Annotated in this window: 17 protein-coding genes and 1 pseudogene; 10 read left to right on the top strand and 8 right to left on the bottom strand. The window is 67.5% G+C overall.

The genetic code is table 11. The annotated features are described in order from the left end of the window. Positions 1-673 precede the first annotated feature (673 nt). Positions 674-1,396: pseudogene (locus E5206_RS04790) on the bottom strand (WHG domain-containing protein); the annotation flags it as partial. A gap of 161 nt (positions 1,397-1,557) precedes the next feature. On the opposite strand from E5206_RS04790, the gene E5206_RS04785 reads away from it, so the two are divergent. After that, positions 1,558-2,481: an NAD-dependent epimerase/dehydratase family protein gene (locus tag E5206_RS04785; RefSeq protein ID WP_136323964.1), complete on the top strand. Its 924-nt coding sequence runs from the start codon at positions 1,558-1,560 to the stop codon at positions 2,479-2,481. A 40-nt stretch (positions 2,482-2,521) separates the two neighbouring features. On the opposite strand, the gene E5206_RS04780 is transcribed toward E5206_RS04785, so the two are convergent. Beyond that, on the bottom strand, positions 2,522-4,729 hold the full coding sequence (locus E5206_RS04780) for an MMPL family transporter (RefSeq protein WP_136321494.1): 2,208 nt from the start codon (positions 4,727-4,729) through the stop codon (positions 2,522-2,524). A gap of 245 nt (positions 4,730-4,974) precedes the next feature. Between E5206_RS04780 and E5206_RS04775 the strand changes: the two genes are divergently transcribed. The 5 genes from E5206_RS04775 (at position 4,975) to E5206_RS04755 (ending at position 8,906) form a co-directional block, all read left to right on the top strand. Beyond that, positions 4,975-5,493: a MarR family winged helix-turn-helix transcriptional regulator gene (locus E5206_RS04775; RefSeq protein WP_136321493.1), complete on the top strand. Its 519-nt coding sequence runs from the start codon at positions 4,975-4,977 to the stop codon at positions 5,491-5,493. Between the two features lie 99 nt (positions 5,494-5,592). Next, positions 5,593-6,408: a methyltransferase domain-containing protein gene (locus E5206_RS04770; RefSeq protein ID WP_136321492.1), complete on the top strand. Its 816-nt coding sequence runs from the start codon at positions 5,593-5,595 to the stop codon at positions 6,406-6,408. A 100-nt stretch (positions 6,409-6,508) separates the two neighbouring features. Continuing rightward, entirely contained in the window at positions 6,509-6,964 is a 456-nt protein-coding gene (locus E5206_RS04765; protein ID WP_136321491.1) for a hypothetical protein, read from the top strand. 132 nt (positions 6,965-7,096) lie between these two features. Beyond that, complete coding sequence (locus E5206_RS04760) at positions 7,097-8,062, top strand: helix-turn-helix transcriptional regulator (RefSeq protein ID WP_168709268.1); 966 nt, start codon at positions 7,097-7,099, stop codon at positions 8,060-8,062. A 292-nt stretch (positions 8,063-8,354) separates the two neighbouring features. After that, on the top strand, positions 8,355-8,906 hold the full coding sequence (locus E5206_RS04755; protein ID WP_136323963.1) for a dihydrofolate reductase family protein: 552 nt from the start codon (positions 8,355-8,357) through the stop codon (positions 8,904-8,906). Positions 8,907-8,940: 34 nt separating this feature from the next. Here the strand turns inward: E5206_RS04755 and E5206_RS04750 are convergent, their stop codons facing one another. Both E5206_RS04750 and E5206_RS04745 read right to left on the bottom strand, forming a co-directional pair. Continuing rightward, complete coding sequence (locus E5206_RS04750; protein WP_136321489.1) at positions 8,941-10,944, bottom strand: VWA domain-containing protein; 2,004 nt, start codon at positions 10,942-10,944, stop codon at positions 8,941-8,943. Between the two features lie 25 nt (positions 10,945-10,969). Beyond that, complete coding sequence (locus E5206_RS04745; protein WP_136321488.1) at positions 10,970-12,358, bottom strand: sigma 54-interacting transcriptional regulator; 1,389 nt, start codon at positions 12,356-12,358, stop codon at positions 10,970-10,972. A 92-nt stretch (positions 12,359-12,450) separates the two neighbouring features. Here E5206_RS04745 and E5206_RS04740 point away from each other — a divergent pair, with 92 nt between their 5' ends. From E5206_RS04740 to E5206_RS04730, 3 genes are read left to right on the top strand one after another with little or no spacing between them, the layout of a single operon-like run. Continuing rightward, on the top strand, positions 12,451-13,125 hold the full coding sequence (locus E5206_RS04740) for an MSMEG_4193 family putative phosphomutase (protein WP_240689938.1): 675 nt from the start codon (positions 12,451-12,453) through the stop codon (positions 13,123-13,125). Positions 13,126-13,138: 13 nt separating this feature from the next. Then, positions 13,139-13,840, top strand: a complete 702-nt coding sequence (locus E5206_RS04735) for an SCO1664 family protein (RefSeq protein ID WP_136321486.1) — start codon at positions 13,139-13,141, stop codon at positions 13,838-13,840. Positions 13,841-13,863: 23 nt separating this feature from the next. Further along, positions 13,864-14,487: a LysE family transporter gene (locus E5206_RS04730; protein WP_136321485.1), complete on the top strand. Its 624-nt coding sequence runs from the start codon at positions 13,864-13,866 to the stop codon at positions 14,485-14,487. 133 nt (positions 14,488-14,620) lie between these two features. Here the strand turns inward: E5206_RS04730 and E5206_RS04725 are convergent, their stop codons facing one another. From E5206_RS04725 to E5206_RS04715, 3 genes are read right to left on the bottom strand one after another with little or no spacing between them, the layout of a single operon-like run. Then, positions 14,621-16,120 carry an aldehyde dehydrogenase family protein gene (locus E5206_RS04725; RefSeq protein ID WP_136321484.1) on the bottom strand — a complete coding sequence of 500 codons (1,500 nt, stop codon included), beginning with the start codon at positions 16,118-16,120 and terminating at the stop codon, positions 14,621-14,623. A 49-nt stretch (positions 16,121-16,169) separates the two neighbouring features. After that, positions 16,170-17,621, bottom strand: coding sequence for a carotenoid oxygenase family protein (locus E5206_RS04720; RefSeq protein WP_136321483.1), 1,452 nt, complete (start codon positions 17,619-17,621; stop codon positions 16,170-16,172). Positions 17,622-17,646: 25 nt separating this feature from the next. Then, positions 17,647-19,206, bottom strand: coding sequence for an FAD-binding oxidoreductase (locus tag E5206_RS04715; protein ID WP_136321482.1), 1,560 nt, complete (start codon positions 19,204-19,206; stop codon positions 17,647-17,649). Positions 19,207-19,428: 222 nt separating this feature from the next. Here E5206_RS04715 and E5206_RS04710 point away from each other — a divergent pair, with 222 nt between their 5' ends. Beyond that, positions 19,429-20,706 (top strand): helix-turn-helix domain-containing protein, encoded by a 1,278-nt coding sequence (locus E5206_RS04710; RefSeq protein ID WP_168709267.1) that lies wholly within the window; start codon positions 19,429-19,431, stop codon positions 20,704-20,706. A gap of 92 nt (positions 20,707-20,798) precedes the next feature. On the opposite strand, the gene E5206_RS04705 is transcribed toward E5206_RS04710, so the two are convergent. Continuing rightward, a complete protein-coding gene (locus E5206_RS04705) occupies positions 20,799-22,364 on the bottom strand; it encodes a long-chain fatty acid--CoA ligase (RefSeq protein WP_136321480.1) in 1,566 nt (521 codons plus the stop codon). Positions 22,365-22,373: the final 9 nt, after the last annotated feature.

Genomic DNA, 22,373 nt, shown 5'->3' with positions numbered 1-22,373 from the left:
TTCGGAGCAGACGGGAGACGCGCGTCAACCGCCGGATTTCCCGGGAAATCCGGCGGTTGCGGACCGGCGGTACGGCCGGTTTCGCCCTGCGCGAAGTCGGCCTGCCTGGCTAGATGTCGTCGGGTTCCGTATTGTCGCCGCGGCGCTGGTCCGCCCGCTGGTCTGCCCACTGGGTGCCGACAGCGCCGCCGGTGCCGTAGTCACCCTCGGGATATTCGCCCTCGTCGACGGAGCCGGCAGGCTCGCCGACGGCGCCGCCCGTGCCGTAGTCGCCTTCCGGGTAGGCGCCTTCTTCGGCGCCGACGGAGGCGGCTCCGGCCACTCCCGCCGTGCCGTAGTCACCGGTGGGGTATTCTCCCTCTTCCGCCGTGGGCGGATTCTCGCCGGCCACCCCCGCCGTGCCATAGTCGCCCTCGACATACTGGCCTTCCGCGGCACCGGCTTCGGCCACGTCCTCGTCGGCGGCCGGGGCCGGGGCCGGCGTGCCGCCCTGCAGCTTTTCCGCTTCGGCACGGTCAAACTCGCTCTTTTCAGACATGCTCTCTTCAGACATGGACGGGCCCTTTCTGGAAGCATCGGACACGCCCGTGCGGGCGCAGTGGCAGTCTATCGAGCGCCGTCCGGGGGCAACAGGGGAACAGAAAACCCCGCCCGCCCGGCCGGCCCCGCCGCGAAGCCCGGCCACCTCCGCGAGCACGGCCAGATGGTGGGCGAAGAGCTCGTCGCGGGCGGCGAACGTGTCCGCCCCATACTGACCAAAGACCTCGAAGCTGATGGCGCCAAACAGCGAAGTCCACACCAGCGCGCCCCGCGCCAGCAGGCCATCCGGGACGGCAAGCCCGAGTTCGCTGCGGATCCTGGCCAGGTCCACCACCAAGGAAGGCGCGACGTCGGCGGGGCGGCCTTCGGCGGTCAGCCGGCCGGCCCGGTAGGCGCCATCGAGGATCGCCATCAGTGCGTAGATCACCCTGGTACCGGGTGCGGTGGTCCGCCCGGGCGGCGCCTGGTAGCCGGGAACCGGGCTGCCGAACAGGAGGGCGTAGCGGGCAGGCTCGCGCAGTGCCCAGCTGCGGACCGCCACACCAAGCGCCTGGAACCGGCCAACGAAGTCCCCTTCCGGTACAGCGCCGAGGGCAGCGTCCACTTCATCACCCAGCTCGCCGTAGGCATCGATGAGCAGCAGGGTCAGCAGCTCCTCCCGGCTCTCCACGTACCGGTAGACCGCCGAGGAGACGACGCCGAGGTCCCGGGCCACGGCGCGGAGGGACAGCGCGGCAGCCCCGTGCAGCGCCAGATGCTCCCGGCCAAGGCGCACAATGTCTTCGATGGTCCGGGCCCGGGCACGCTCGCGGGGCGTGGGCGGCTTCACGGACAGGGCACGGGCGGTCTGCGGCATGGCTCCAGCATTCCATAAAGCAGAGCAGTGTCAACAAATGTGAGCACCGCTCTTGACTTCGCCGCGGACGCGCTCCATTCTTGTTGTGAGAGCAATGCTCTCGCAATTGAAAGGAAGACCCCGTGTCCGAGTCAGAAATACCAGCGCCTGGGGCGCCTGCGTTGTATGTCGTCACCGGCGCCGGCCCGGTCGGCTGGACCGTTGCCGGACAGCTCGCCGCAGCCGGCCACCGGGTGCGGGTGCTCACCCGGTCCGGAAGCGGCCCGGACCACCCCCTCGTCGAGAAGAGGGCGGTGGACGTCTCGGACGCCGACCGGCTCGGGGACGCCTTCGCCGGTGCCCTGGCCGTATTCCACTGCATCCACGGTTCGCAGTACAGCGCCAGGGCCTGGGCGGAGGAACTGCCTGCGGCCGAGCAGACGGTGCTGGCAGCGGCGGCCGGGGCCGGCGCCGTCGTCGTCTTTCCGGAAAGCCTGTACTCCTACAGCAAGCCGGAACGGCCGATGACGGAGGAGGGCCCGCGGGAGGCGCAGGGTGGCAAGCGGGGTATCCGCACGTCGCTGCTGAAGGCCCGGGCGGCGTCGGCAACGGATACCGTGAGCATGGTGGCGGGCGATTTCTTCGGCCCCGGAGTCCGTGGCGCGCACGCCGGCGAGCGTATGGTCAAGCCGGTGCTGGCGGGCAAATCCGTGATGGTGGTCGGCAACGCGGGGCTGCCGCACTCGTTCACCTATGTGCCCGATCTGGCCGCCGCCATGATCAGGGCCGCTCAGGATCCTGCGCTGTGGAACCGGGTCTGGCATACGCCGACCGGGCCGGCCGTCGCGCAGCGTGAAATCGCCGAAGCGTTCGCCGCCGCTGCCGGGGTCCGGACAGCGCGGGTGGCCGCCGTCCCCGGCTGGGTGCTGCGGACGATGGGCATGTTCTCCCCCGGTACACGGGAACTGGCCGAAACCCTGTACCAGTTCGAGCATCCTTTCGTGATGGACTCGCGCGCCAGCGAGGCGGCCCTGGGCCTGCACCCGACGCCGCTTAAGGAAGCAGCCGCCGCCACCGTTGCCTGGTGGAGGGACCAGGAACGGTGACGGCGGCTGCGGTCATGGGTTCGGGCGAGCGGGTTTCCGGCTACCGGATTCCTGCCTCCGCGGATTCCGGCTCCGGGGCCGCCGGCAGGCCGGGCACGGCGGCATCCGTCCCGGGGCGGCCCAGCTTGCCCGGCCACCAGATCCGCGGACCGAGGTCGTAGGCCAGGGCGGGGACCAGCAGCGAGCGGACCAGCACCGTGTCCAGCAGCACACCGAAGGCAACGATGAAGGCCAGCTGCACCAGGAACATGATGGGGATAACGCCCAGCGCCGCGAAGGTGGCGGCCAGCACCACACCGGCCGAGGTGATCACACCGCCCGTCACGCCCAGGCCCCGCAGGATGCCGGGCCTGGTGCCGTGCCTGAGGGATTCCTCGCGGACGCGGCTCATCAGGAAGATGTTGTAGTCCACCCCCAGTGCCACGAGGAAGACGAAGCCGAAGAGGGGCACGGTGGCATCGGCTCCCGGGAACCCGAAGATGTGGTTGAACACGACGGCGGAGACGCCCATCGCGGCACCGTAGGACAGGACCACGGAAGCGACCAGCAGGACCGGCGCCAGCACAGAGCGCAGCAGCAGCATGAGGATGACGAGGATGACGGCCAGGACCACCGGGATGATGGTGACCAGGTCACGCTGGGCCGTGGTGTTTGTGTCCAGGGCCGTGGCGGTCACGCCGCCGACCAGCGCCCCGGGGTCCACCGTCTTGACGGTGTTGCGGAGCTCCACCACGACGTTTTCCGCCTCGTTCGAGTCCGCGGCGAAGTCCAGCGTCGCGTTGATCAGTACCTTTCCGTCCCGCACCGCCGGAGCAGCAGGGGCGCCAGGCGCGCCGGTGATGATCGGCACGCTGCCCTCGGCCAGCAGGTAGGCGTCGCCGACGCCGTCGCTCGCCTTGACCTTCTCCAGCACCTGCGCGGCTTTCGCCTTGTCGGCGACAATCACGGCGGGGCTGCCGGAGCCGGCGTCGAAGTGCCGGGCCAGGGCGTCCTGGCCGTCGACAGCGTTGGACGCGGTCAGGATGACGTCGGTCTGCGCGACGCCGTTGGCCTTGAGCTGCAGGATTCCGGCCGAGGCCACCAGGAGCAGCAGTACGGAGGCGATCCAGACCGTCCGGGGCCGGCGGGACACCAGGGTTCCGGTGGCGCGCCACAAACCCTTCTGGCCTTCCAGCCCGGTGACCAGCTCAGCCTCGCGTTCCCCCGCCGGGAGCAGCTTGGGACGGAACGGCCAGAAGGCGGCCCGGCCCAGCAGGGCCATCAGCGCCGGCAGCAGGGTCAGCGCCGCAAAGAGGGAGCAGAGGATGCCTGCGGCGGCCACGGGGCCGAGGGCCTTGTTCGAGTTGAGGTCTGAAAACAGCAGGCACAACAAGGCGATGATGACGGTGGCGCCGGAGGCCAGGATCGGCTCGAAGGAGGCTTTCCAGGCGGTCAGGGCGGCGGCCGTGCGGTTGGTGGTGTGCGTCAGGGCTTCGCGGAACCGGGCCACGTAGAGCAGGGCGTAGTCGGTGGCGGCACCGATCACCAGGATAGACAGGATGCCCTGGCTTTGGCCGTTGAGCTGGATCCAGCCGAGCTTGGCCATGCCGAAGACCAGCAGGATGGCGGTGCAGAGGGCGAAGACGGAGGTGAACAGCACCGCGAGGGGCAGCAGCAGCGAGCGGTAGACGATCAGCAGGATCAGGAACACCGCGCCCAGCGCCACGAGCAGCAGGATGCCGTCAATACCGGCGAAGGCGCTCACGAGGTCCGCCGTCAGCCCGGCGGGGCCGGTCACGAAGGTCTTCATGCCCTCCGGAGCGGACGATGCCACCTCTGCGCGAAGTTCTTTGATGATGTCTTTCACTGCGCGCGAAGAATCGATCGGGACCACAAACTGCACGGCTTTGGCATCCGCTGACGGGATGGGGCCGATGACGGTGGTGCCGACCTTCAGGGCTTCCAGCTTGCCCTTGAGCGCGGCGGCCTGGCCGAACTGCCCCGGGGTGAAGGCGGAATTGCCTTCGATCACGATGACGGCGGGGATCTCCTTGGAGTCGCGGAACTTGGCCTGCCAATCCTGGGCCGCGGTGGCCTCGGCTCCCGCCGACAGGAAGGACGCCTGGTCGTTGGAGGAGACCTCGCCCAGCCGGCCAAAGGTTGGTCCGCCGATGCCTGCAATAGCCAGCCAGGTGATGACGAGCAGGACCGGGACCAGCCAGCGCAGCCAGAAGGGAACGCGGGCACTGGGTTGTGGGGGCTTATTCATGGGTCCTTCTGGTGGGTGCCTCGGAGGAGTAGAATTGAGTCCATCATAGACTATCTCCACTGTAGAGATACAATTCAAAGATAAAATTTCCAGCTAGAGATTCAGGGATAAACCTCAGGGTGAGCATTGACCGGAGGTCCTGCGGCGCTGGCTGCCCAGCGGCGGTCCCGGCCGCTGCAGTAAACTCCGGGAGGCGCCAGTCGAGGCGCCGCCACGACGAGGGCAAGGGAGGAGGGACGTATACCGTGTCAGCTGAAACACCGGGACGCCCTGAATCCGCAGGGCCGCCGCCCCTGATCCGGATCCTTCAGGATTTCACGCTCGAGGCCAACCGGTATGTGGATTCCGCCGGCGGACGCAATGACATGCACCGCACCGACCTCAACGCCCTGGCCGTCATCATGCGGCACGCCGCGAGGGGCGAGACCGTGACGCCCGGAGTGCTGAGGAAGGAACTGAATCTCAGTTCCCCCGCCACCACGGCACTGATAGACCGACTCCACGGTTCCGGCCATGTGGTCCGGGAGCGGGAGGGCCCGGACCGCCGGCAGGTCCAGCTGCGGATGACTCCCAAGGCCTACCGCGACGGCGGCGCCATGTTCCTCCCGCTCGCACGCCATATGGGCGCGGCGATGGCTGAATTCACGCCCGAGGAACAGGAGATCGTCACCCGGTTCATGAACTCCATGATCGAGGCCACCATCCGGGCAGCGCAGGAAGCAGCGCAGGCCCAGCCCGGAACCGGGGGCCGGCTGCCCAAGTGACTCGCAGTTGTTGCCGTTCTCGCGCCTCAAAACGGCAACAACTGCCAGCTGGTTGGGTTGGTTCGACGATTTTCCGGGGCGGAGGGGTAGCGTTCCATTATGAGTGACCAGCAGCCCGAAGATGTCTACACCCACGGCCACCACGAGTCGGTGGTCCGCGCCCACGCCTCGCGCACGGCAGAGAACTCCGCGGCCTTTGTCATCCCGCACCTTTTACCCGGGGTTTCGGTGCTCGACGTCGGCTGCGGGCCGGGCAGCATCACCTGCGATTTCGCCCAACTCGTTGCCCCCGGGAAGGTCACCGGACTGGACCGCTCGCCCGAGGTGATCGCCCAGGCTACCGCGCTGGCGGCAGAGCGCGGGGTGGGCAACGCCGATTTCGTCGCCGGCAACATCTACGACCTGGGTTTCGAGGACGAGAGCTTCGACGTCGTGCACGCCCACCAGGTGCTGCAACACCTGACGGATCCCGTGGCTGCCCTGCGGGAAATGCGCCGGGTCGCCAAGCCCGGCGGGATCGTGGCGGTTCGCGACGCCGATTTCCACGGCATGAGCTGGTACCCCGCCGTCCCCGAGCTGGATGAATGGATGGAGCTCTACCAGCGGATCGCCCGCCGCAACGGGGCCGAACCCGACGCCGGCCGCCGTCTGGTGTCCTGGGCCCAGTCCGCCGGGTTCACCGACGTCGCACCCTCCAGCAGCAACTGGCTCTACGCCACCGGCCAGCAGCGCCGCTGGCAGGCACGGGTGTGGGGCGAACGCGTGCTGCACTCGGCCTTCGCGGACCAGGCCCTCGAATACGGCTTCGCCAACGCCGCCGACCTGGCGCGGATTTCCGCCGGCTGGCACCGCTGGGGCTCCACCGACGACGGCTGGTTCCTGATCCCCAACGGAGAGGTCATCGCCCGGGCGTGAGCCCGTGGGGATGCCGCGTGGTTTAACTTTGCCACGGACGTTTTCCACATAGCTTGGGCGGGCTCTGGTCCGTGTAGGCCTTGGTTTGTAGCGTCGATACATGATCATTCAAGCTGGATTCGACTTCGAAATTCTTGCCCGCCCGTTCATCGTCCAGGACGGCAAACTCGTGCCAAACCTTGTGCTGATATGCGTCGACGCAGAAATGCGGCTGGACAGCGTTGACGTCATTGCCGAGGATTTTTCCGGCTCACTGGCGCCTTTCCTCGATGCTGTCCTGGTGGCGCTGGATCCTGAATACACCAGGTACTTTGCCATCGCCCACCCTGGCAGATTTAGCGAATACGATTTCTCGGAACCCATCATGGACGAGGCGCGCATATTGGCTTCGAAGGCGGCCGACCGGGGCATGCAGCTGATCGGCCACTTTGCCATCGATGAGACGGGTTATAGGTCAGCCCGCGCGCGCTCGTACTTTGACCAGTATCCGAGCCATGAGGACCTTCCAAGGACCATGTTCCACTGGTCTCATTCGAGCCTGGGCAAGTGTGGCTGAACGCGTGCGGCAGGACAACGGCGTTCGATCTTGAGGGCTCCACGTGGCGACTGGCTCCTGCTGCCTCAGACTGGCCCGGGGGTGTCTGACAGACACTGCCACCGGCCGCCCGGGCTGCGTAGCGTGGGAGATGTGGACAAGAAAGAGGACATCCGTGAGTTCCTGATCACCCGTCGCGCGAAGATCAACCCGGAGCAGGCCGGGCTCCCCAGCTACGGGGATCTGCGCCGTGAGGAAGTGGCGCAGCTCGCCGGGGTGAGCACGGACTACTACACGCGGCTGGAGCGCGGCAGCATTCGCGGCGTCTCAGACGGGGTGCTCGAGGCTGTGGCCTCGGCCCTTCAGCTGGACGAGGCCGAGCGTGCGCACCTGATGGATCTGGCGCGGACGGCCAACACTCCGGCGCAGCGGGCGCCCGGCCGGCCACCGCAGCAGCGGGTCCGTCCCGGGGTGCTGCGTCTCCTGGATGGCATGACCGGAGTGGTGGCACTGGTGCAGAACGGCCGTTCGGACGTGCTGGCCGCCAACCTGCTGGGCCGTGCGCTGTACGCGGGGGTGTTCAACTCCGCCGCGCAGCCAGGGCCGCGGGCTCCGGGCCGGTTGCCGAACCAGGCCCGCTACCTCTTCCTGGACCCGGGCGCAGGTGACTTCTACCCCGATTGGCGGGCGATCGCTGCGGCCACGGTGGCGATGCTGCGCTCGGAATCGGGGCGGAACCCGTACGACAGCGCGCTGAACGAGCTGGTCGGGGAGCTGGCCACGCGCAGTGGACTGTTCGCCGCTTTGCGGGCGGGGCACGACGTGCGGATCCACACCACGGGGACCAAGCGATTCCACCATCCGGTCGCCGGGGATTTGTCCCTGCAGTACGAGACACTGGACCTTCCCGGCGATGAGGGCCAGACCCTGTTCACCTTCACGGCTGCGCCCGGCTCCCCATCCGAAAATGCGCTGGCGTTCCTCGCCAGCTGGGCGGCATCGCCTCCCGAAACAACCACCACGGGCCGTCCTGCCGTCGGATCCACCGTCCCTGACTTGCGCTCCCCCGCGCAGCCCGGACCGCCCAACCCAGGAAAGACAGAACCATCACATGACTGAACAGGAATACATGACAGGGCAAAAGGACAACGTCACCGCCAAGAAGGTCTGGTTCATCACCGGCGCCGGCCGTTGCATGGGCACCGACATCGCTAAGGCGGCCCGGACGGCGGAATGGGCCGCCCGGGTGCCAGCGGGTCCGGCACCGGGAGCTAACAAAGGAGGCAACCCGGCCATGACCCGGCAGGCGGCAGCACGCCGCCTGCCGGGCCTGGCCAGTTTCCACCCCGGTTATTCCTTGCTTTCCGTTCTGTCGATAGGGTGCAAGGAAACCCCTGTGAGGAGAACAACAATGCGAAAACTGACCGCCGGCCTCTTCTGCTCCGTGGACGGCGTGGTTGAGTCCCCCAACCTTTGGCAGTTCGACAGCTTCGACGACGAGCTGGGTGCCGGGATGGGACAGATGATCGGCCGCGTGGACACGGCGGTTCTGGGCCGGGTCGGCTACCAGGAGTGGGCAGGCTACTGGCCTCAGGCAGCCGGCGGAGATCCTTTCGGCGACTTCATCAATCCGCTGCCGAAGTTCGTCGCCTCCAGAACGCTCTCGGGCGGTCTCGAGTGGCAGAACTCCCGCCTTATCGAGGGCCCGTTGGAGGAGTTCGTGGCCGACCTCAAGAACGGCCACGGCGGCGAGATCGGTGTTTTTGCCAGCATCTCCCTGGTCCGCCAACTGCTGTTCGCGGGGTTGCTCGACTCGCTGACGCTGATGGTCCATCCCGTCATTGCGGGAAAAGGCCGGCGGCTCTTCGCCGACGGCGATCCGTTGACCCGGCTGGAGCTGCTGGAATCGCAACAGACCAGCAAGGGGAACATGGTTCTCAGCTATGGGCTCCGCGCCAGCTGACGCAGGCGCCTGGTTCCCGGGAAATTCCCGCCGTCTAGGACGCCCAGTCGGCGTCGTCATAGGGCTGGCCACGAAAATGAGCGCGGAGATACTCCCCCACAACGGCAGCGCCGAGGTCCCCGGCCTCGGGCGCGACGACCCGGCCCCCGATACGGCGGACCATGCGCTGGACGAACTGCTCGAGGCCCGGGTCGCCGCCGAGCCGGAAGAACGTGGCTTGCGTGCCGGTGCGCCCAAGGCGGTCGAGCTCGGCGACCGTGACACGGATGGTCTCCGGGTCCGGCGGCCAGGAGAACCATGACTCGCCCTCCGGCAACAGGTGGGCGGTCGGTTCGCCATCCGTCACCACGAGCAGGACGGGCTGCATCGACGGGTGCTGGCGGAAGAAACGGTTGGCCAGCAGCAAGCCGTGATGCAGGTTGGTCCCCTGCTCCTGCCGTGCAGGCAGGGCCGTGAGCTCGCCGATGTCCATGGACTGCGCGTAGCGGCCGAACGTGATCAGCTGCAGACGGTCTCCACGGAAACGGGTTGAGACGAGGTGGTGTAAGGCGAGCGCGGTGCGTTTCATCGGCACCCACCGCCCCTCGGCGGCCATCGAGAACGACACATCGACCAGCAGCACGACGGCGGCCTGCGTCCGGGCCTCCGTCTCCGTCACCTCGATGTCATCCATGGCCAGTCGCAGCCCGCTTCGGGGGTCGCCGCCGTCGGCGATCGTGCGGCGGATCGCATTGGTGATGGTGCGGGTGACGTCCCACGGTTCGGCGTCCCCGAACTCCCAGGGGCGGCTGGAGCCGGTCTGTTCCCCTGCCGCCCCGGCGACGCGTGTGTCCCGGCGCCCCTGCCGGCCGGAGAGCTGCTTAGCGGTATCCCGCAACAGCGACCTGCCGAGCCGCCGCATGGCCTGCGGGGACAGGCGGAGGTCGCCGTCGGTCCCGCGCTGGAGGAAGCCGCCGTCCTGCATGGCCCGCTCGATCTCCGCGAGGGTGCGGGCCGTCACGGCGGCACCCTGCCCCAGCTGGCGCGCGAGCGCGTCCAGGTCCAGGTCGTCCAAGCGGGACCCGTTGTAGTCCTGGGAGAGCTGCCCGGCCAGCTCATCCAGTTCGGCGATGTCCTGCAGCACGCCGGTGCCGTCGCCGAGTCCGAGCCCTTCCTCACCCTCGAAGCGTTCGGAGCCGGCCCAGTCCTCGCCGGGACGCAGTGCCTGCAAGTTGGCGTCGAGTTGGCCCAGCTGTGCCATAAGCTCGGGTGAGCCGAACGCCTGGGCTGAGAGCCGCATCAGCTCCTCGCGCTGCTCGGCGGACATGGATTGCAGGAGCCGCTGGGCTGCGGCCGCGCGCCGGGCGAGCGCGTCCACCAGCTCCTCGACAGATTGCGGGTTCTCCGGGAAGAACGGGCCGTGTTTGGCCATGAAATCCTGGAAGTCCGCGTCGGTGTCCTCGCCGCGGCGGTGTTTGTCGAGCAGCCCGTTGAGGTCCTGCAGCATCTCGCTGACGGCAGCGCGGTCTTCATCGGTGGCGCCCTCGAGCGCCTGCTTCATTCCGGCGAACCGCTGGTCCAGGACTTCCCGGCCCAGCAGATCCTTGATCCGCTCGTAGGCCTCCCGGGCGGTGCTCGACTGCCAGTCATAGGAGGCGAGTTCGTTAACCGCCGCCGCCGTGGACTGGGGCAGGTTCTGCAGTTGCATCTCCCGGAAGGCGCGGTCGGTGTTGTCCATCATGGCGTCGCGGGCCAACTGCTTGCGCTCCTCCAGCACCGCGGTGTCGAGCAGCTTGCGGACCTCGTTGAGGGTGCCGTCCAGCCGGTGGCGGCCCAGCAGTTCGCGCCGCCGCTGCTGGACGCGGCCGGCGAGGTCGTCGAGCCCTTCCCGGCTGCGGCCGCCGCGCCGCAGGTACTCCTGGAGGGCGTGCCGTGGCGAGTAGCCGGCCATGACGTCCTCGGCAATCGCGTCAAGGGCCTCCGCCAGGTCCACCGGCGGAGCGAGCGGATCCGGTCCTCCCGTGTACCGGCTGTACCGGGACCGGTTGTGAGCGGTCATGAGGCCTCCTTAGCCGTAAAGCTGCCTAGCCGTAGATCGTCGCCTCGTCGTCGGACTCCTTGGAAATCCGCCGGGCGAGGTAGAGACCCTCCAGTGCCAGTTCGACGGCGGCGGCGCGCTGCCCGTCGTTTTCCGCGCCCAGGCGCTCACTGATTTCGTCGTAGAGGCGCGATCCGTTGAGGGGCGGGAGGTTCTGCAGGAACTCCCGCGCGGTGACCAGTTCCCCGGTGGTCACGGTGGTGTGGCCGTCCAGCGCGGCAACGAGTTCACCCATGTCGATGCCGTGGAAGTGCGCCCGCACGGCTTCTGCGGTGGCCATGCGCAGGAGGTGGTCGAGAATGTCCTGTTCCCGCCCTTCCTCCCCGGACTCGAACTCGATCTTCCCGGCCAGGACTTCCACCGCGGCATCCAGGTCGATGATCCGGGCGACGGCCTCGTCCTCGCCGCGCACGCTGGCCCGGCGCAGGGCGGCCGCGGCGACGGTTTCGGCGCCGGCGATGGCGAACCGCGCGGACACCCCGGAGGTCTGGTTGATGGCCGGGGACTGCCGCAAGGCCCGGGTGTAGCGGGCCAGGATTTCGAGGATGACGGGCGGAACGCCGGCCACCAGGTGCCCCTCCTGCCGGATGACGGCCACCTCGTCGTCGAGCTCGATCGGGTAGTGGGTGCGGATCTCGGCGCCGAAGCGGTCCCGCAGCGGCGTGATGATCCGGCCGCGGTTGGTGTAGTCCTCCGGGTTGGCGGACGCGACGACCAAAACGTCCAACGGCAGCCGCAGCACGTAGCCGCGGATCTGGATGTCGCGTTCCTCCATCACGTTGAGCATCGAGACCTGGATCCGCTCGGCGAGGTCGGGCAGCTCGTTGATGGCGATGATTCCGCGGTTGGAGCGCGGGACCAGGCCGTAGTGGATGGTTTCCGGGTCCCCGAGGCGGCGGCCCTCGGCCACGCGCATCGGGTCGACGTCGCCGATCAGGTCTGCGACGGAGGTGTCCGGCGTCGCGAGCTTCTCTACGTACCGTTCCGAGCGGTGGCGCCACGCCACCCGGAGCCGGTCCCCCTCGGTGAGGGCGCGGGCGCGGGAGTGCTCGGTGATGGGTTCGTACGGGTGTTCGTTCAGTTCCGAGTCCTCGATCACCGGCGACCACTCGTCCAGCAGCCCGGCGAGGGTCCGGAGGAGCCGGGTCTTGCCCTGACCGCGTTCGCCAAGCAGGACGACGTCGTGGCCGGCGAGCAGGGCGCGCTCGAGCTGGGGCAGCACGGTCCGGCTGAAGCCGAACATTCCGGGCCAGGGGTCGCGGCCGGCGGCGAGCGCGGCGAGCAGGTTGTCGCGGATTTCGCGGCGCAGGTCCTTGTGAACGTGGCCGGAGGCACGCAGTTCACCAACAGTGAAGATATCGGGGCGATTACTCACTCCTCCACCGTAGACCTCGACCGGGCGGGGAATCGAGGGATTTCTTGAGATTCCTGAGCTTTGCGTTGCCGTGCGGCTTAGGCTGAATGCTGATGACTGCATCACCAGCGCCGGAAGCATCTTCCGGGCCCTCACTCGAGCGGCAGGGCACGCTCCTGCTTCTGGTGCGCCACGGCGAGACGCCCACCACGGGCATGGTGCTGCCGGGGCGCGCCCCCGGACTGCACCTGTCCGACCGCGGCCGGGCCCAGGCGGAACGGGTCGCGGAACGGCTCGAGGGCCTGCCGGTCAGCGCCCTCTATTCCTCACCGCTGGAGCGCGCCTGCGAGACGGCGGAGCCGACGGCGGCCCGCACGGGAATGGCAGTGCACCACGACGACGGGCTGCTCGAATGCGACTTTGGCGACTGGACCGGCGCCGCGATCGCCGAACTGGCCGTCCTGCCGCAGTGGCAGACCGTCCAGCACAGCCCGTCGACCTTCCGCTTCCCGAACGGGGAGAGCTTCACGCAGATGCAGGCGCGGATGGTCGGATCGCTCGAGCTACTGTGCACGGCCCACGCGGGGGGCGTCGTTGTGTGCTTCTCGCACGCCGACCCGATCAAGGCCTCCGTCGCCCACGCCCTGGGCACGCCTCTGGACCTCTTCCAGCGGATCGTCATCAGCCCGGGCTCGGTCTCGGTCCTCTCGTTCTTGGAGGGCCAGGATCCCGCCGTACTGATGGTGAATTCGACGTCGGAACCACTCAGCGGGTTGAGGGCGTCGTGAAGAAGGACCGACGGTGTCCGGCCGGGAACTGACGCTGCTCACCGAGGGCCGCGTCGATCTGCTCGGCCGCATCCCGCGCAGCAGCAACGAGACGTTCCTCGTCCAGGTCTCCTGCGCGGACGACTCCGCGTACGCGGTCTACAAGCCGGAGGCCGGGGAACGGCCACTGTCCGATTTCGAGCCCGGGCTCTACCGGCGGGAACGCGCCGCCTACCTGCTCAGCGAGTCCCTGGGGTGGGGACTCGTGCCGCCGACGGTGATCCGCGAGGAGGCGCCCTTGGGGATCGGTTCGCTGCAGTGGTTCGTCGAGTGCGACTTCCAGGAGCATTACTTCACTCTGTTCGAGGACGCCCCCGAGACCCACCGTGTCCTGTCGGAGATTGCCCTGTTCGATTGCATCGCCAACAACACAGACCGCAAGAGCGGGCACGTGCTGCGCGGCCACGACGGACGGGTGTGGGGCATCGACCATGGGCTGTGCTTCTCGGCGGGCTACAAACTGCGCACCGTGATCTGGGACTTCGCCGGTGACCCCATCCCCGATGCCCTGCTCGGGGACATCACCCCGCTCGCGGAGGCCGTGCCTCCCGACGTGGCCGAACTCCTCGACGACGCGGAGGTCACCGCCCTGCGGCGCCGGGTGCAGCGCCTGCTGCACGAGGGCGTACTGCCGGTTGACCGCACCGGCAGGGGTTACCCGTGGCCGCTCGTCTAAGTGACCTGCCTTAAACTGGCTGGGTGCAACCTTCCCTGTGGCTGGCCCTCGCGGGCGCCGGCGTCCTGATCAGCTTCACGCCCGGCGCGGGCGCCATCAACACCATGAGCAACTCGCTGAACTCGGGATTCCGCCGTTCCATCTGGGGCATCCTGGGCCAGCAGGCGGCGCTGGTGGTGCACATCCTGATTGTGGCCCTGGGCGTCGGGGTGCTCGTGGCCAGCTCCCCGGTGGCGTTCAACGTGATCCGCTATGCCGGCGCCGCGTACCTGGTCTATCTGGGCATCCGGCAGTTCCTGCACAGACCGGACCTGGACCAGGGGAAGGCCGCCGCCCTGCGCAATGAACCGGCGTTCTCGATGTTCCGCCGCGGCCTGTGGGTCAACCTGCTCAACCCCAAAGCCGTCGTCTTCTTCCTGGCCTTTATGCCCCAGTTCATCCGGCCGGATCAGCCACTGCTGCCGCAGTACGCCGTCCTGTCCGCCACCGTGATCGTGATCGACATCCTGGTCATGTGGTTCTTCTTTGCGGCGGCGGCCAGATCCTTCCAGCGCTTCACCCACGACGCCCGCGGGCAGAAGGTCCTGAACCGGACATTCGGCGCGCTCTTCGTCGGCGTCGGCGTCCTGCTGGCCTCGATCCACTGACGTGTAGTGACTGTCCCGGCATTCGTGTTGATGTTGGATCGGACCACGGCGGGGCCAAGAAAGGCTTGTCCTTCCGGCGCCGGAGGTCATCCGGCGCCGGAAGGACAAGCCTTTCATCGCATCCCTGCCACTTCTAGCGTTTGATACCGATCCAGTGGTCGGTGGTGAACTCGTCGATGGCCCAGTCGCCGTTGAACCGGCCCAGGCCCGAGTTGCGCTCCCCGCCGAAGGGTACGTGCGCTTCATCGTTGACGGGCATGTCGTTGATGTGGGTCATGCCTGCCTTGATGCCGAGGCCGAACCGGACGCCGCGTTCCGTGTCCTTGGTGAACACGGAACTGCTGAGCCCGAAGTTGCTGGCGTTGGCCAGTTCCAGGGCATGGGCCTCGTCCTCGGCGCGGATGATGCCGACAAGTGGCCCGAAGATTTCCTCGCGGGCGATCTCCATGTCCGCGGTGACGTCGGCGAACACGAACGGGGACACCACGCGACCGTCGATGGAGCCTTCCAGCACAACCCGGGCGCCTTCGCTCTTGGCCAGGGCGATCTTCTCGCGGATTCCGGCGAGCTGGCTGTCGTTGATGAGCGGGCCCACGACGGTCTCCGGTTTGGAGGGGTCTCCCACGGGAATGGATGCTGCGGCCTGGACGAAGCGCTCCACGAACTCGTCATACAGCGGCGCTTCGACGATGATCCGGTTCACGGCCATGCAGATCTGGCCCTGGTGCAGGAACTTGCCCAGCACCGCGGACTGCACTGCGGCGTCCAGGTCGGCGTCGCCGAGGACAACGAGTGGGCTGTTGCCGCCCAGTTCAAGAGCGACGTGCTTGATGAATTCGCCGCCGACGGCGAGCCGGCCCACGTTCTGGCCCACCGGCGTCGACCCCGTGAAGGAAATCAAGCCCGGGACGGGGTGCGTGACGAAGTCGTCGCCGATCTCGGAGCCGGCACCGACCACCACGTTGAGAACACCTGCCGGGAGGCCGGCTTCCTCGAAGATGCGGGCCAGGATCAGCCCGCCGGTCACCGGGGTATCGCTGGCCGGTTTGATGACGACGGCGTTGCCCAGGGCAAGTGCCGGCGCCACCGAGCGCTGGGAAAGGTGCAGCGGAAAGTTCCATGGGCTGATCACGCCGACGACGCCGAGCGGGCGGCGGTAGATGCGGTTTTCCTTGCCCGGGGTGTTGGATTCGACGATCCGGCCGAAGACGCGTCCCGGGAAGGAGGCGGACTCCAGGGTGATGCCGGCGGCGGCGGACACCTCCACGTTGGCCTTGATGACGGTGCTGCCGGATTCCTTGACCAGCCAGTCGATGATTTCGCCGCGGCGTTCCTCGATGATGGCGGCGGCGCGAAGCATGACCTGCTGGCGGGCGGCCGGGGTCCGGGCGGCCCAACCCTTCTGGGCGTCCTCGGCGGCGCGGTAGGCGTCGTCGAGGTCCTGGACTGTGCCCTGCCGGATGGTGGTGAGCTGCTCGTTCGTGAACGGATCGGTGACGGTAAGGACCTTTTCAGAGCGGCCTTCGCGCCATGCCCCGGCGATGTACTGCAGCTGCGTGGTCTTCCCGGCGAAGGTGCCCGGCGTTGCCGTGCCGGCAACCGCCGTCGTGGTGTCTGTGAGTGAAGCGGTCATGGTGGTGACTCCTAAGTGTGTGGGTCTTTAGCTGGGCGGGAGGGCCGGATCAGGCGTGCTCGGCGGCGAGGACCTTAAGCGAGTCCTCGATCCGGCTGCGGTCGGACCAGCTGCCGTGGAAGCCGAAGGGGACCCGGCCGGGCAGCTTGACCCGTGCGAGCGGGGTGCGTCCGAAATCCGCGGTGTCATAGATGCACAGTTCGCTCAGCTCGGTCTGACGGTTCCACCAGATTGAGAGCAGGTAGCCGTCGTCTTCGTTCACTGCTCCTGTCCGCGGCACGAAGATCGGTTCGGAGGGGTTGGTCAGGTCCTCCAGCCCCTCGATGACGGTGACGGTTTCCTTGTCCAGGTCGGTTTTGGCCAGGCCGTCGCTCATGGTGTCGGCATCCCGGCCGCGGGTCGTGGCGAAGTAGCCGAACTTGTGTTCCAGGCCGACCTTGTTCGGGTTGATGGCCGGGAACTCCCCCGCGACGTGGCTGGTGGCCTGGTTGGAGACCTGTCCGGTGGCGGTGTTGACGGTCCAGCGCCACGGGATCGCGTTCATGAACCACTCGTGTGAGTCAACGGGGCGGGTGATACGGTCCGCCGGGGTGCCGAAGCGTTCCTTGATGCGCGGTGCCTCGATGACGATTTCGTTGCCTCGCTCGTAGGCGTTGAAGAAGTGGGTTGGGAAGAACGTCTCGTCGACCCGGTAGGTGCGCACTTCGTGGGTGGTCCGGTGCATGGTCACGATCTCGACGCCGTCGTTCGTTGCCGTAGGATCCCACACCAGGCCCGGCTTGCCCTGGCCGATATTGGGTGCCAGGAAAAGCCCCGGGGTGACGAAGAAGATTGCGTAGTTCTTGCTCACGGCAAAGTCGTGGAACATTGAGGGGGCACTGGTGCTGAAGGCGAAAGTGTCGAGGACCTTCCCGTGCTGGTCTGCCTCGTACCAGGTGATGTTGGTCCCCATGTAGGAGTAGAAGAGCATGTTCCCGGTGTCCGGGTCGATCTTGTAGTGGGCCGTGCAGGTGAACGGGACATCGCCGTTGAAGTCATATGTCCCGAACGTTTCCAGGGACTGCGGATTCATCTGGTGCGGCAGGCCGCCCTCGAAGAACACGAGCAGCCGGTCGGCGAGGACGCCGACATTGGTGTTGGGAACGTTCTTCATGGGCGGGGCACCGGCTGGCAGCGACGGGACCGTGCCGCCGTTGACGAACCCTGAGTAGACCGCCTCCCCCGCCTCCATCTCGACCTTCAGCGCGTCGGTCATGACCCATTTGTTCCGGTAGGCGGCCTTGCCGTCGCGAAGATACGTTGCGTAAACCATGCCGTCACCTTCGAACCAGTGGTAGCGGTCGGTGTTGCGCGGCTTGAACCTGGGGTTGGAGCCGGTGCGGAACAAGGCTCCGTCCAGGTCATCGGGAATCTTGCCGATGACCTGGAGGTCGAAGGCTTCGGTCTCCTCGTGCCAGGGGGTGAAGGGGCCGTTGAGGAACTTGTTGTCTGTCTCCCACATGGTGATGCCTTTCGGTCTTGGAGTTCTAGGAGTTCTTGGCCGACGAGGGCCAGATGCCGTGGTTGCCCGGCGAGAGCGTTCCGGCGGGGTCCAGCGCATCTTTGATGGAGGTGTAGAGGCGGTTCAGGGCGTGGCCGTTGAAGTCGAAGTTCTCGGCCACGTGCCCGATCAGCGAGGGGTGGGCGCGGTATTCGCTCCAGCCCCATTCGGCAGCCTTTTCACACATGAGTTCGACGGCGGCGTGCGCGGCTGCCGCTTCGGCCGGGTTGTCCACATCGAAGAAGACCATGCAGGCGCCCACGAGGCTGCGGGTGTTGGCGATCCAGCCGAAGCCGGCAACCAGGCCGGCCTCCTCGAGGATGGTGCGGACCATCAGCTCGTGCCTGGCGGCGGATTCGCCGTCGAACGGGATGGCCGGCGAGAAGTCGATGTGGCCCACGTTTTCGCCGATGTGCTTCTTCATCATGTCCAGCAGGAACATGTTGGGGATGCCGGCCGGGACCAGGTCCAGCGGGTGGACCTCTTCGGGGCTGACGTCGCCGCGGTAGGCCCTTAGGTCCACGGTGACGCCGGGGAGGTGGGCCACCGCATCTGTGACAATGCGGCGCCGCGCCTCCACTATGGCTTCGTGGCCGTAGAAGGCAATGCGGGCGTGCCAGCGTCCCGGCGGCAGCGTCGCGGACAGCTTCGCGAGCTTCGACATGCCGGCAGTGTCCTGCATCGGGCTGGCACGGCCGTCCTCAGGTTCCGGGGAACTGGTGATCAGCGGCAGGCCCTGGATGGTGCCGTCGAGCATGAGCGGGCGGAGCGCATCGATCAGCGGGGCGATGTCCTCGTCGTTGTGGCAGATGATCGCCCCCGTGGTGAACACCTCGGGTTCAGGCATGAGCCAGACGCCCATCTTGGACACGATGCCGAAGTTGGACTGCATGAAGAGGCTGTCCAGGGACGGCCCGAAGCCGCGCTTGTGCCGCTGCCACATCGGGCTGTTGCTCATGGCGCCGAGGCCGGTGCGAATCACTTCACCGGAGGCGAGGACCACTTCCATGCCGCAGACGGCGCTGGCGTGGTCGCCGTTGACGGTGTAGCCGTAGCCGTGGTCCAGGGTGTTGCCGACGATGCTTCCCCAGCCGAGGTCCGGGACGGAAATCCAGAGCTTCAGCCCACGGGCCTTGATCTCGTTGTAGAGGTCGAAGAAGCTGACGCCCGGCTCGAGCAGCGCATAGCCGGCGGCCTCGTTGATTTCCAGGATCTTGTTCATCCGGCGCAGGCTCAGGACGACGGAACCGTTGACCACCGGGGCCGAGCCGCCGTAGCCGTAGTTGCGTCCGGTGGAGGAGGTCCAGAGCTGGATCTGAAGTTCGTTGGCGATCCGTACCACGGCCTGGATTTCCTCGACGGAGGAGGGCTGGACCACGAAGGAAGGCTGGTAGTCCCGGGCGTCGTCGCCTTCATAGGGGTCATGGAAATCCTTGACCTGGCTCTCCTCCAGCAGGACGGCGTCGGCGCCGAGTGCGTCGGTCATCCGCGCAATGGCCTCGGTCAGGACCGATGATGAGTTGTTGAGCTCAGTGGTGGTTGTCATGTGCTGCCACGCTCCGTTGCTTGAGGGGTGTTCATCTCCGAACACCTGTTGATTCAAGTGTGGTGTGGAACACAGCGTTGGTTCTTGGCGCCGGAGTGCAAGAAAAGCGCATGCCTATGGCGTCCGGGAGCAAAGGCCCGCCAGCCCGGAGGCACAGGCAAAGGAACCTATACTGGCCCTCGGGGCCAAGACCAAAGGTGGTTTACAGCAGTGATGAACTGGATGGACAGTCTCCGCCCGACGGCGTCCGGCGCGGCCGGCGGTCCGGCGTCGGATCCGGAGATCATTGCCAGCGCCGAGGCGGAAATCGGCGCGCCTGCCACGGCGTGGGCGGCGGAGGCTGCCGCCGACATAGTCCGCCTGGTCGCTGAAGACTTCAGCCTGGCCGGGACGCCCGGCATGATGACCGGCACCGAGCGGGAGGGCTGTGAAGCGTCCCTGCTCACGACCCTGATCGGCTTGCATCGCGGCACTCCCGCTGCGGACATTGTCGCCCCTCGTGGTGCCCAGGACAATGTCCGGTTGTCCGTGCGTCAGGGCGTCCCGATCGGCAGTGTGCTGCGGACTGTCTGGGCCTGCCACACCCGGGTCCAGGATGCGCTGCTGGCCGTCATCGAGCGGGAAGTTCCTGCGGATCGCATGGTCGCTGAAGTGCGCGGGCTCAACGCGGCCCTCTTTTCCTACGTGAACTCCTACGTCAGCGACCTTATGCGCGGTTATGAGGACGAGCTGTCCCTGTGGCATGGCAGGCTTCCCGCCGAACGGTTGAGGGTGCTCACGGCAATCCTCGACGGCGAAGAACCTGCCGAAGACGCCGAACGCGTCCTGGGCCTCCGGCTGGGCGGGCACCATCTGATCGCTGTGGCCCGGCCCGCCACGAGCGGCCATATCCCGGACCGCGATGCCGCGCGCCAGCGTTTCGGCACGGATGCCGTGCAGGCGCTGGGCGCAACCGGTTTCCTGACCATCGAGCATCAGGGCACCACGCTGTTCTGGTGGGCGTTCAACACCCGCCCGGGTCCTTCGGTGATGAGCGCGCTGCGTGAAGTGCCCCACCCCGGCTGGATCCAGCTCGCGGCCGGACGTCCCGGCTCGGGGCTGGCGGGGCTGCGGGAAAGCCACTTTGAGGCGCAGCAGGCTGCCCGGGTGGCGCGGCTTGCGCCTCGGCAACAGTTCTGGGGCTACGACGACGCCGGCATGCTGGCGCTGCTCATTGCCGACCCGCAGGGCGCGGCCAGGTTCGTCCAGGTGCAGCTCGCCGGGCTGCTGGGCCCGGACCAGAAGCTGACCGACATCCGTGACACCCTGCGGCATTTCCTGCTCGCCGGCAGCAGCCGGATCGCCGCCGCCCAGGCCCTGCATCTGGCCACCAACACCGTGGCGTACCGGGTCAAACGCGCCTCTGACCTCCTAGGCCGGCCCGTCAACGAGAACCAGGTGGTGACGCTGGTGGCCCTGCAGCTGGCTCACACGTTCCCGCAACTGATGGACGCGGCGTGATGGCGGTTGCGGGTCCGGGGTTGTCGTAGGTGGTGGTGAGGGCGGCACAAGGAGAGCCGGAGGCTGCGTTACCGCGGCCTCCGGCTCTCCCGTCAGATGTGGCCGGGCGCCAGCTTCCGAAGATCAGCCTTCCTGATCTTGCCGCTGGCGGTCCGGGGCATCTCATCGACGAACACCACGGACCTGGGGATCTTGTAGCGCGCCAGCCGTCCTTCCAGGTGCGCCCTGAGCTGGGCCTCGGTAAGTTGGGCACCCTCACGCAGCAGCACCACCGCCCGCGGCACTTCGCCCCACTTCTCATCCGGCACGCCGATCACGGCCACGCTTCCGACCGCGTCGAGTTCCGTGATGGCCTGTTCCACTTCGGCCGGATAGATGTTTTCGCCGCCGGAGATGATCATGTCCTTGAGCCGGTCGGCGATGAACACGAAGCCCTCCTCGTCCTTGTAGGCGAGGTCTCCGGATTTGAACCAGCCGCCGTCAGCATAGGATTCGGCGGTGGCATCGGGCCGGTCCCAGTATTCACGGATCACGTTGGGGCCCTTGATCTGGATCTCCCCCACGGTCCCGGGCGCCGCGATGCCGGCTATCGCGTCGGCGATCCGGACATCGGTGAAGAAGTGCGGAAGCCCGGCGGAACCGGCCTTGTCGCGGGACCGCGATGCGGGGAGGACCGTTGCCGCCGGCGCGGTTTCGGTCATGCCGTAGCCGTTGCCGATCTGGAGCCCCCGGGACTCGTACGCGTCGAGCACCCGCATGGGGATCGCGGATCCCCCACAGGTGAGCTTGTTCAGCGAGCTGAGGTCGGTGGTTGCCCACGCGGGATGTTCGCAGATGAGCTGATAGGTGGTCGGGACCCCGCTCATCGTCGTGACGCTGTACTCCCCGATCAGGCCCAGGATCCGGCCCGGATCAAACCTGGATTCGAGGATGACCGTTCCGCCCTTGAGGAGCGTCGGCAGGACGCCCATGTCCAGTGACGCCACGTGGAACATCGGTGAAATCATCAGCGCCACGTCCTGCGAGGAGAAATCGAAGTCCACGATCACATTGATGCAGTTCCAGGTGACGTTGCCGTGGGTCAGCAGGGCGCCCTTCGGACGGCCCGTGGTGCCCGAGGTGTAGAGGATCATGGCTCCGTCGTCCAGGCCCACCGGTTCATCGATCGGCTGGTCCGTGCCGGAGGCCACCACGGCTTCAAAGCCCTCGACCGCCGTCGACCCCTGGCCGCTGCCTGCCCCCGCGGGGCTGCCGTCGCCCGCATCGTCGACGACGACGAGCCTCGCCACGGCGGTGCCGGCCGCGCCGCGGGCGGCGAGGTCACTCAGGCTGTGCGCGTGGATCAGGGCCACGGCCCCGCTGTCCTGCAGCTGGAACTGGATTTCCGGGGGTGCCAGCCGGGTATTGAGCGGGACGAAGATGGCGCCCAGGGTGCCGCAGGCAAAGAGGGTTTCCAGGAAGGACGGGTGGTTCTCGCCCAGGTAGGCCACTCTGTCCCCCTTGGCGACGCCGCGGTCCCGCAGGGCGTTGGCCAGCCGGAGGCTCCGGTCCGCGAACTGTGCGTAGCTGAGTTCCCGGCCTCCGCTGATCAGGGCGGTCTTGCTGCCGGACTTCGGGCGGCGACGTTGCAGCCACGAGCCGATGCCAAAATTTTCCACGGCGAATCC

Source organism: Arthrobacter sp. PAMC25564, assembly GCF_004798705.1.
GTDB lineage: Bacteria > Actinomycetota > Actinomycetes > Actinomycetales > Micrococcaceae > Arthrobacter.
Note: the sequence above shows the minus strand (reverse complement) of the source record. Positions and strands in the feature narration are given on the sequence as shown.

What these genes read in the sequence shown, in the direction of transcription:
- E5206_RS04780 (WP_136321494.1), bottom strand. Translation starts at nt 4,729, where the DNA reads ATGAATAAGCCCCCACAACCCAGTGCCCGCGTTCCCTTCTGGCTGCGC.
- E5206_RS04770 (WP_136321492.1), top strand. Translation starts at nt 5,593, where the DNA reads ATGAGTGACCAGCAGCCCGAAGATGTCTACACCCACGGCCACCACGAG.
- E5206_RS04765 (WP_136321491.1), top strand. Translation starts at nt 6,509, where the DNA reads ATGATCATTCAAGCTGGATTCGACTTCGAAATTCTTGCCCGCCCGTTC.
- E5206_RS04755 (WP_136323963.1), top strand. Translation starts at nt 8,355, where the DNA reads ATGCGAAAACTGACCGCCGGCCTCTTCTGCTCCGTGGACGGCGTGGTT.
- E5206_RS04750 (WP_136321489.1), bottom strand. Translation starts at nt 10,944, where the DNA reads ATGACCGCTCACAACCGGTCCCGGTACAGCCGGTACACGGGAGGACCG.
- E5206_RS04740 (WP_240689938.1), top strand. Translation starts at nt 12,451, where the DNA reads ATGACTGCATCACCAGCGCCGGAAGCATCTTCCGGGCCCTCACTCGAG.
- E5206_RS04725 (WP_136321484.1), bottom strand. Translation starts at nt 16,120, where the DNA reads ATGACCGCTTCACTCACAGACACCACGACGGCGGTTGCCGGCACGGCA.
- E5206_RS04720 (WP_136321483.1), bottom strand. Translation starts at nt 17,621, where the DNA reads ATGTGGGAGACAGACAACAAGTTCCTCAACGGCCCCTTCACCCCCTGG.
- E5206_RS04715 (WP_136321482.1), bottom strand. Translation starts at nt 19,206, where the DNA reads ATGACAACCACCACTGAGCTCAACAACTCATCATCGGTCCTGACCGAG.
- E5206_RS04710 (WP_168709267.1), top strand. Translation starts at nt 19,429, where the DNA reads ATGGACAGTCTCCGCCCGACGGCGTCCGGCGCGGCCGGCGGTCCGGCG.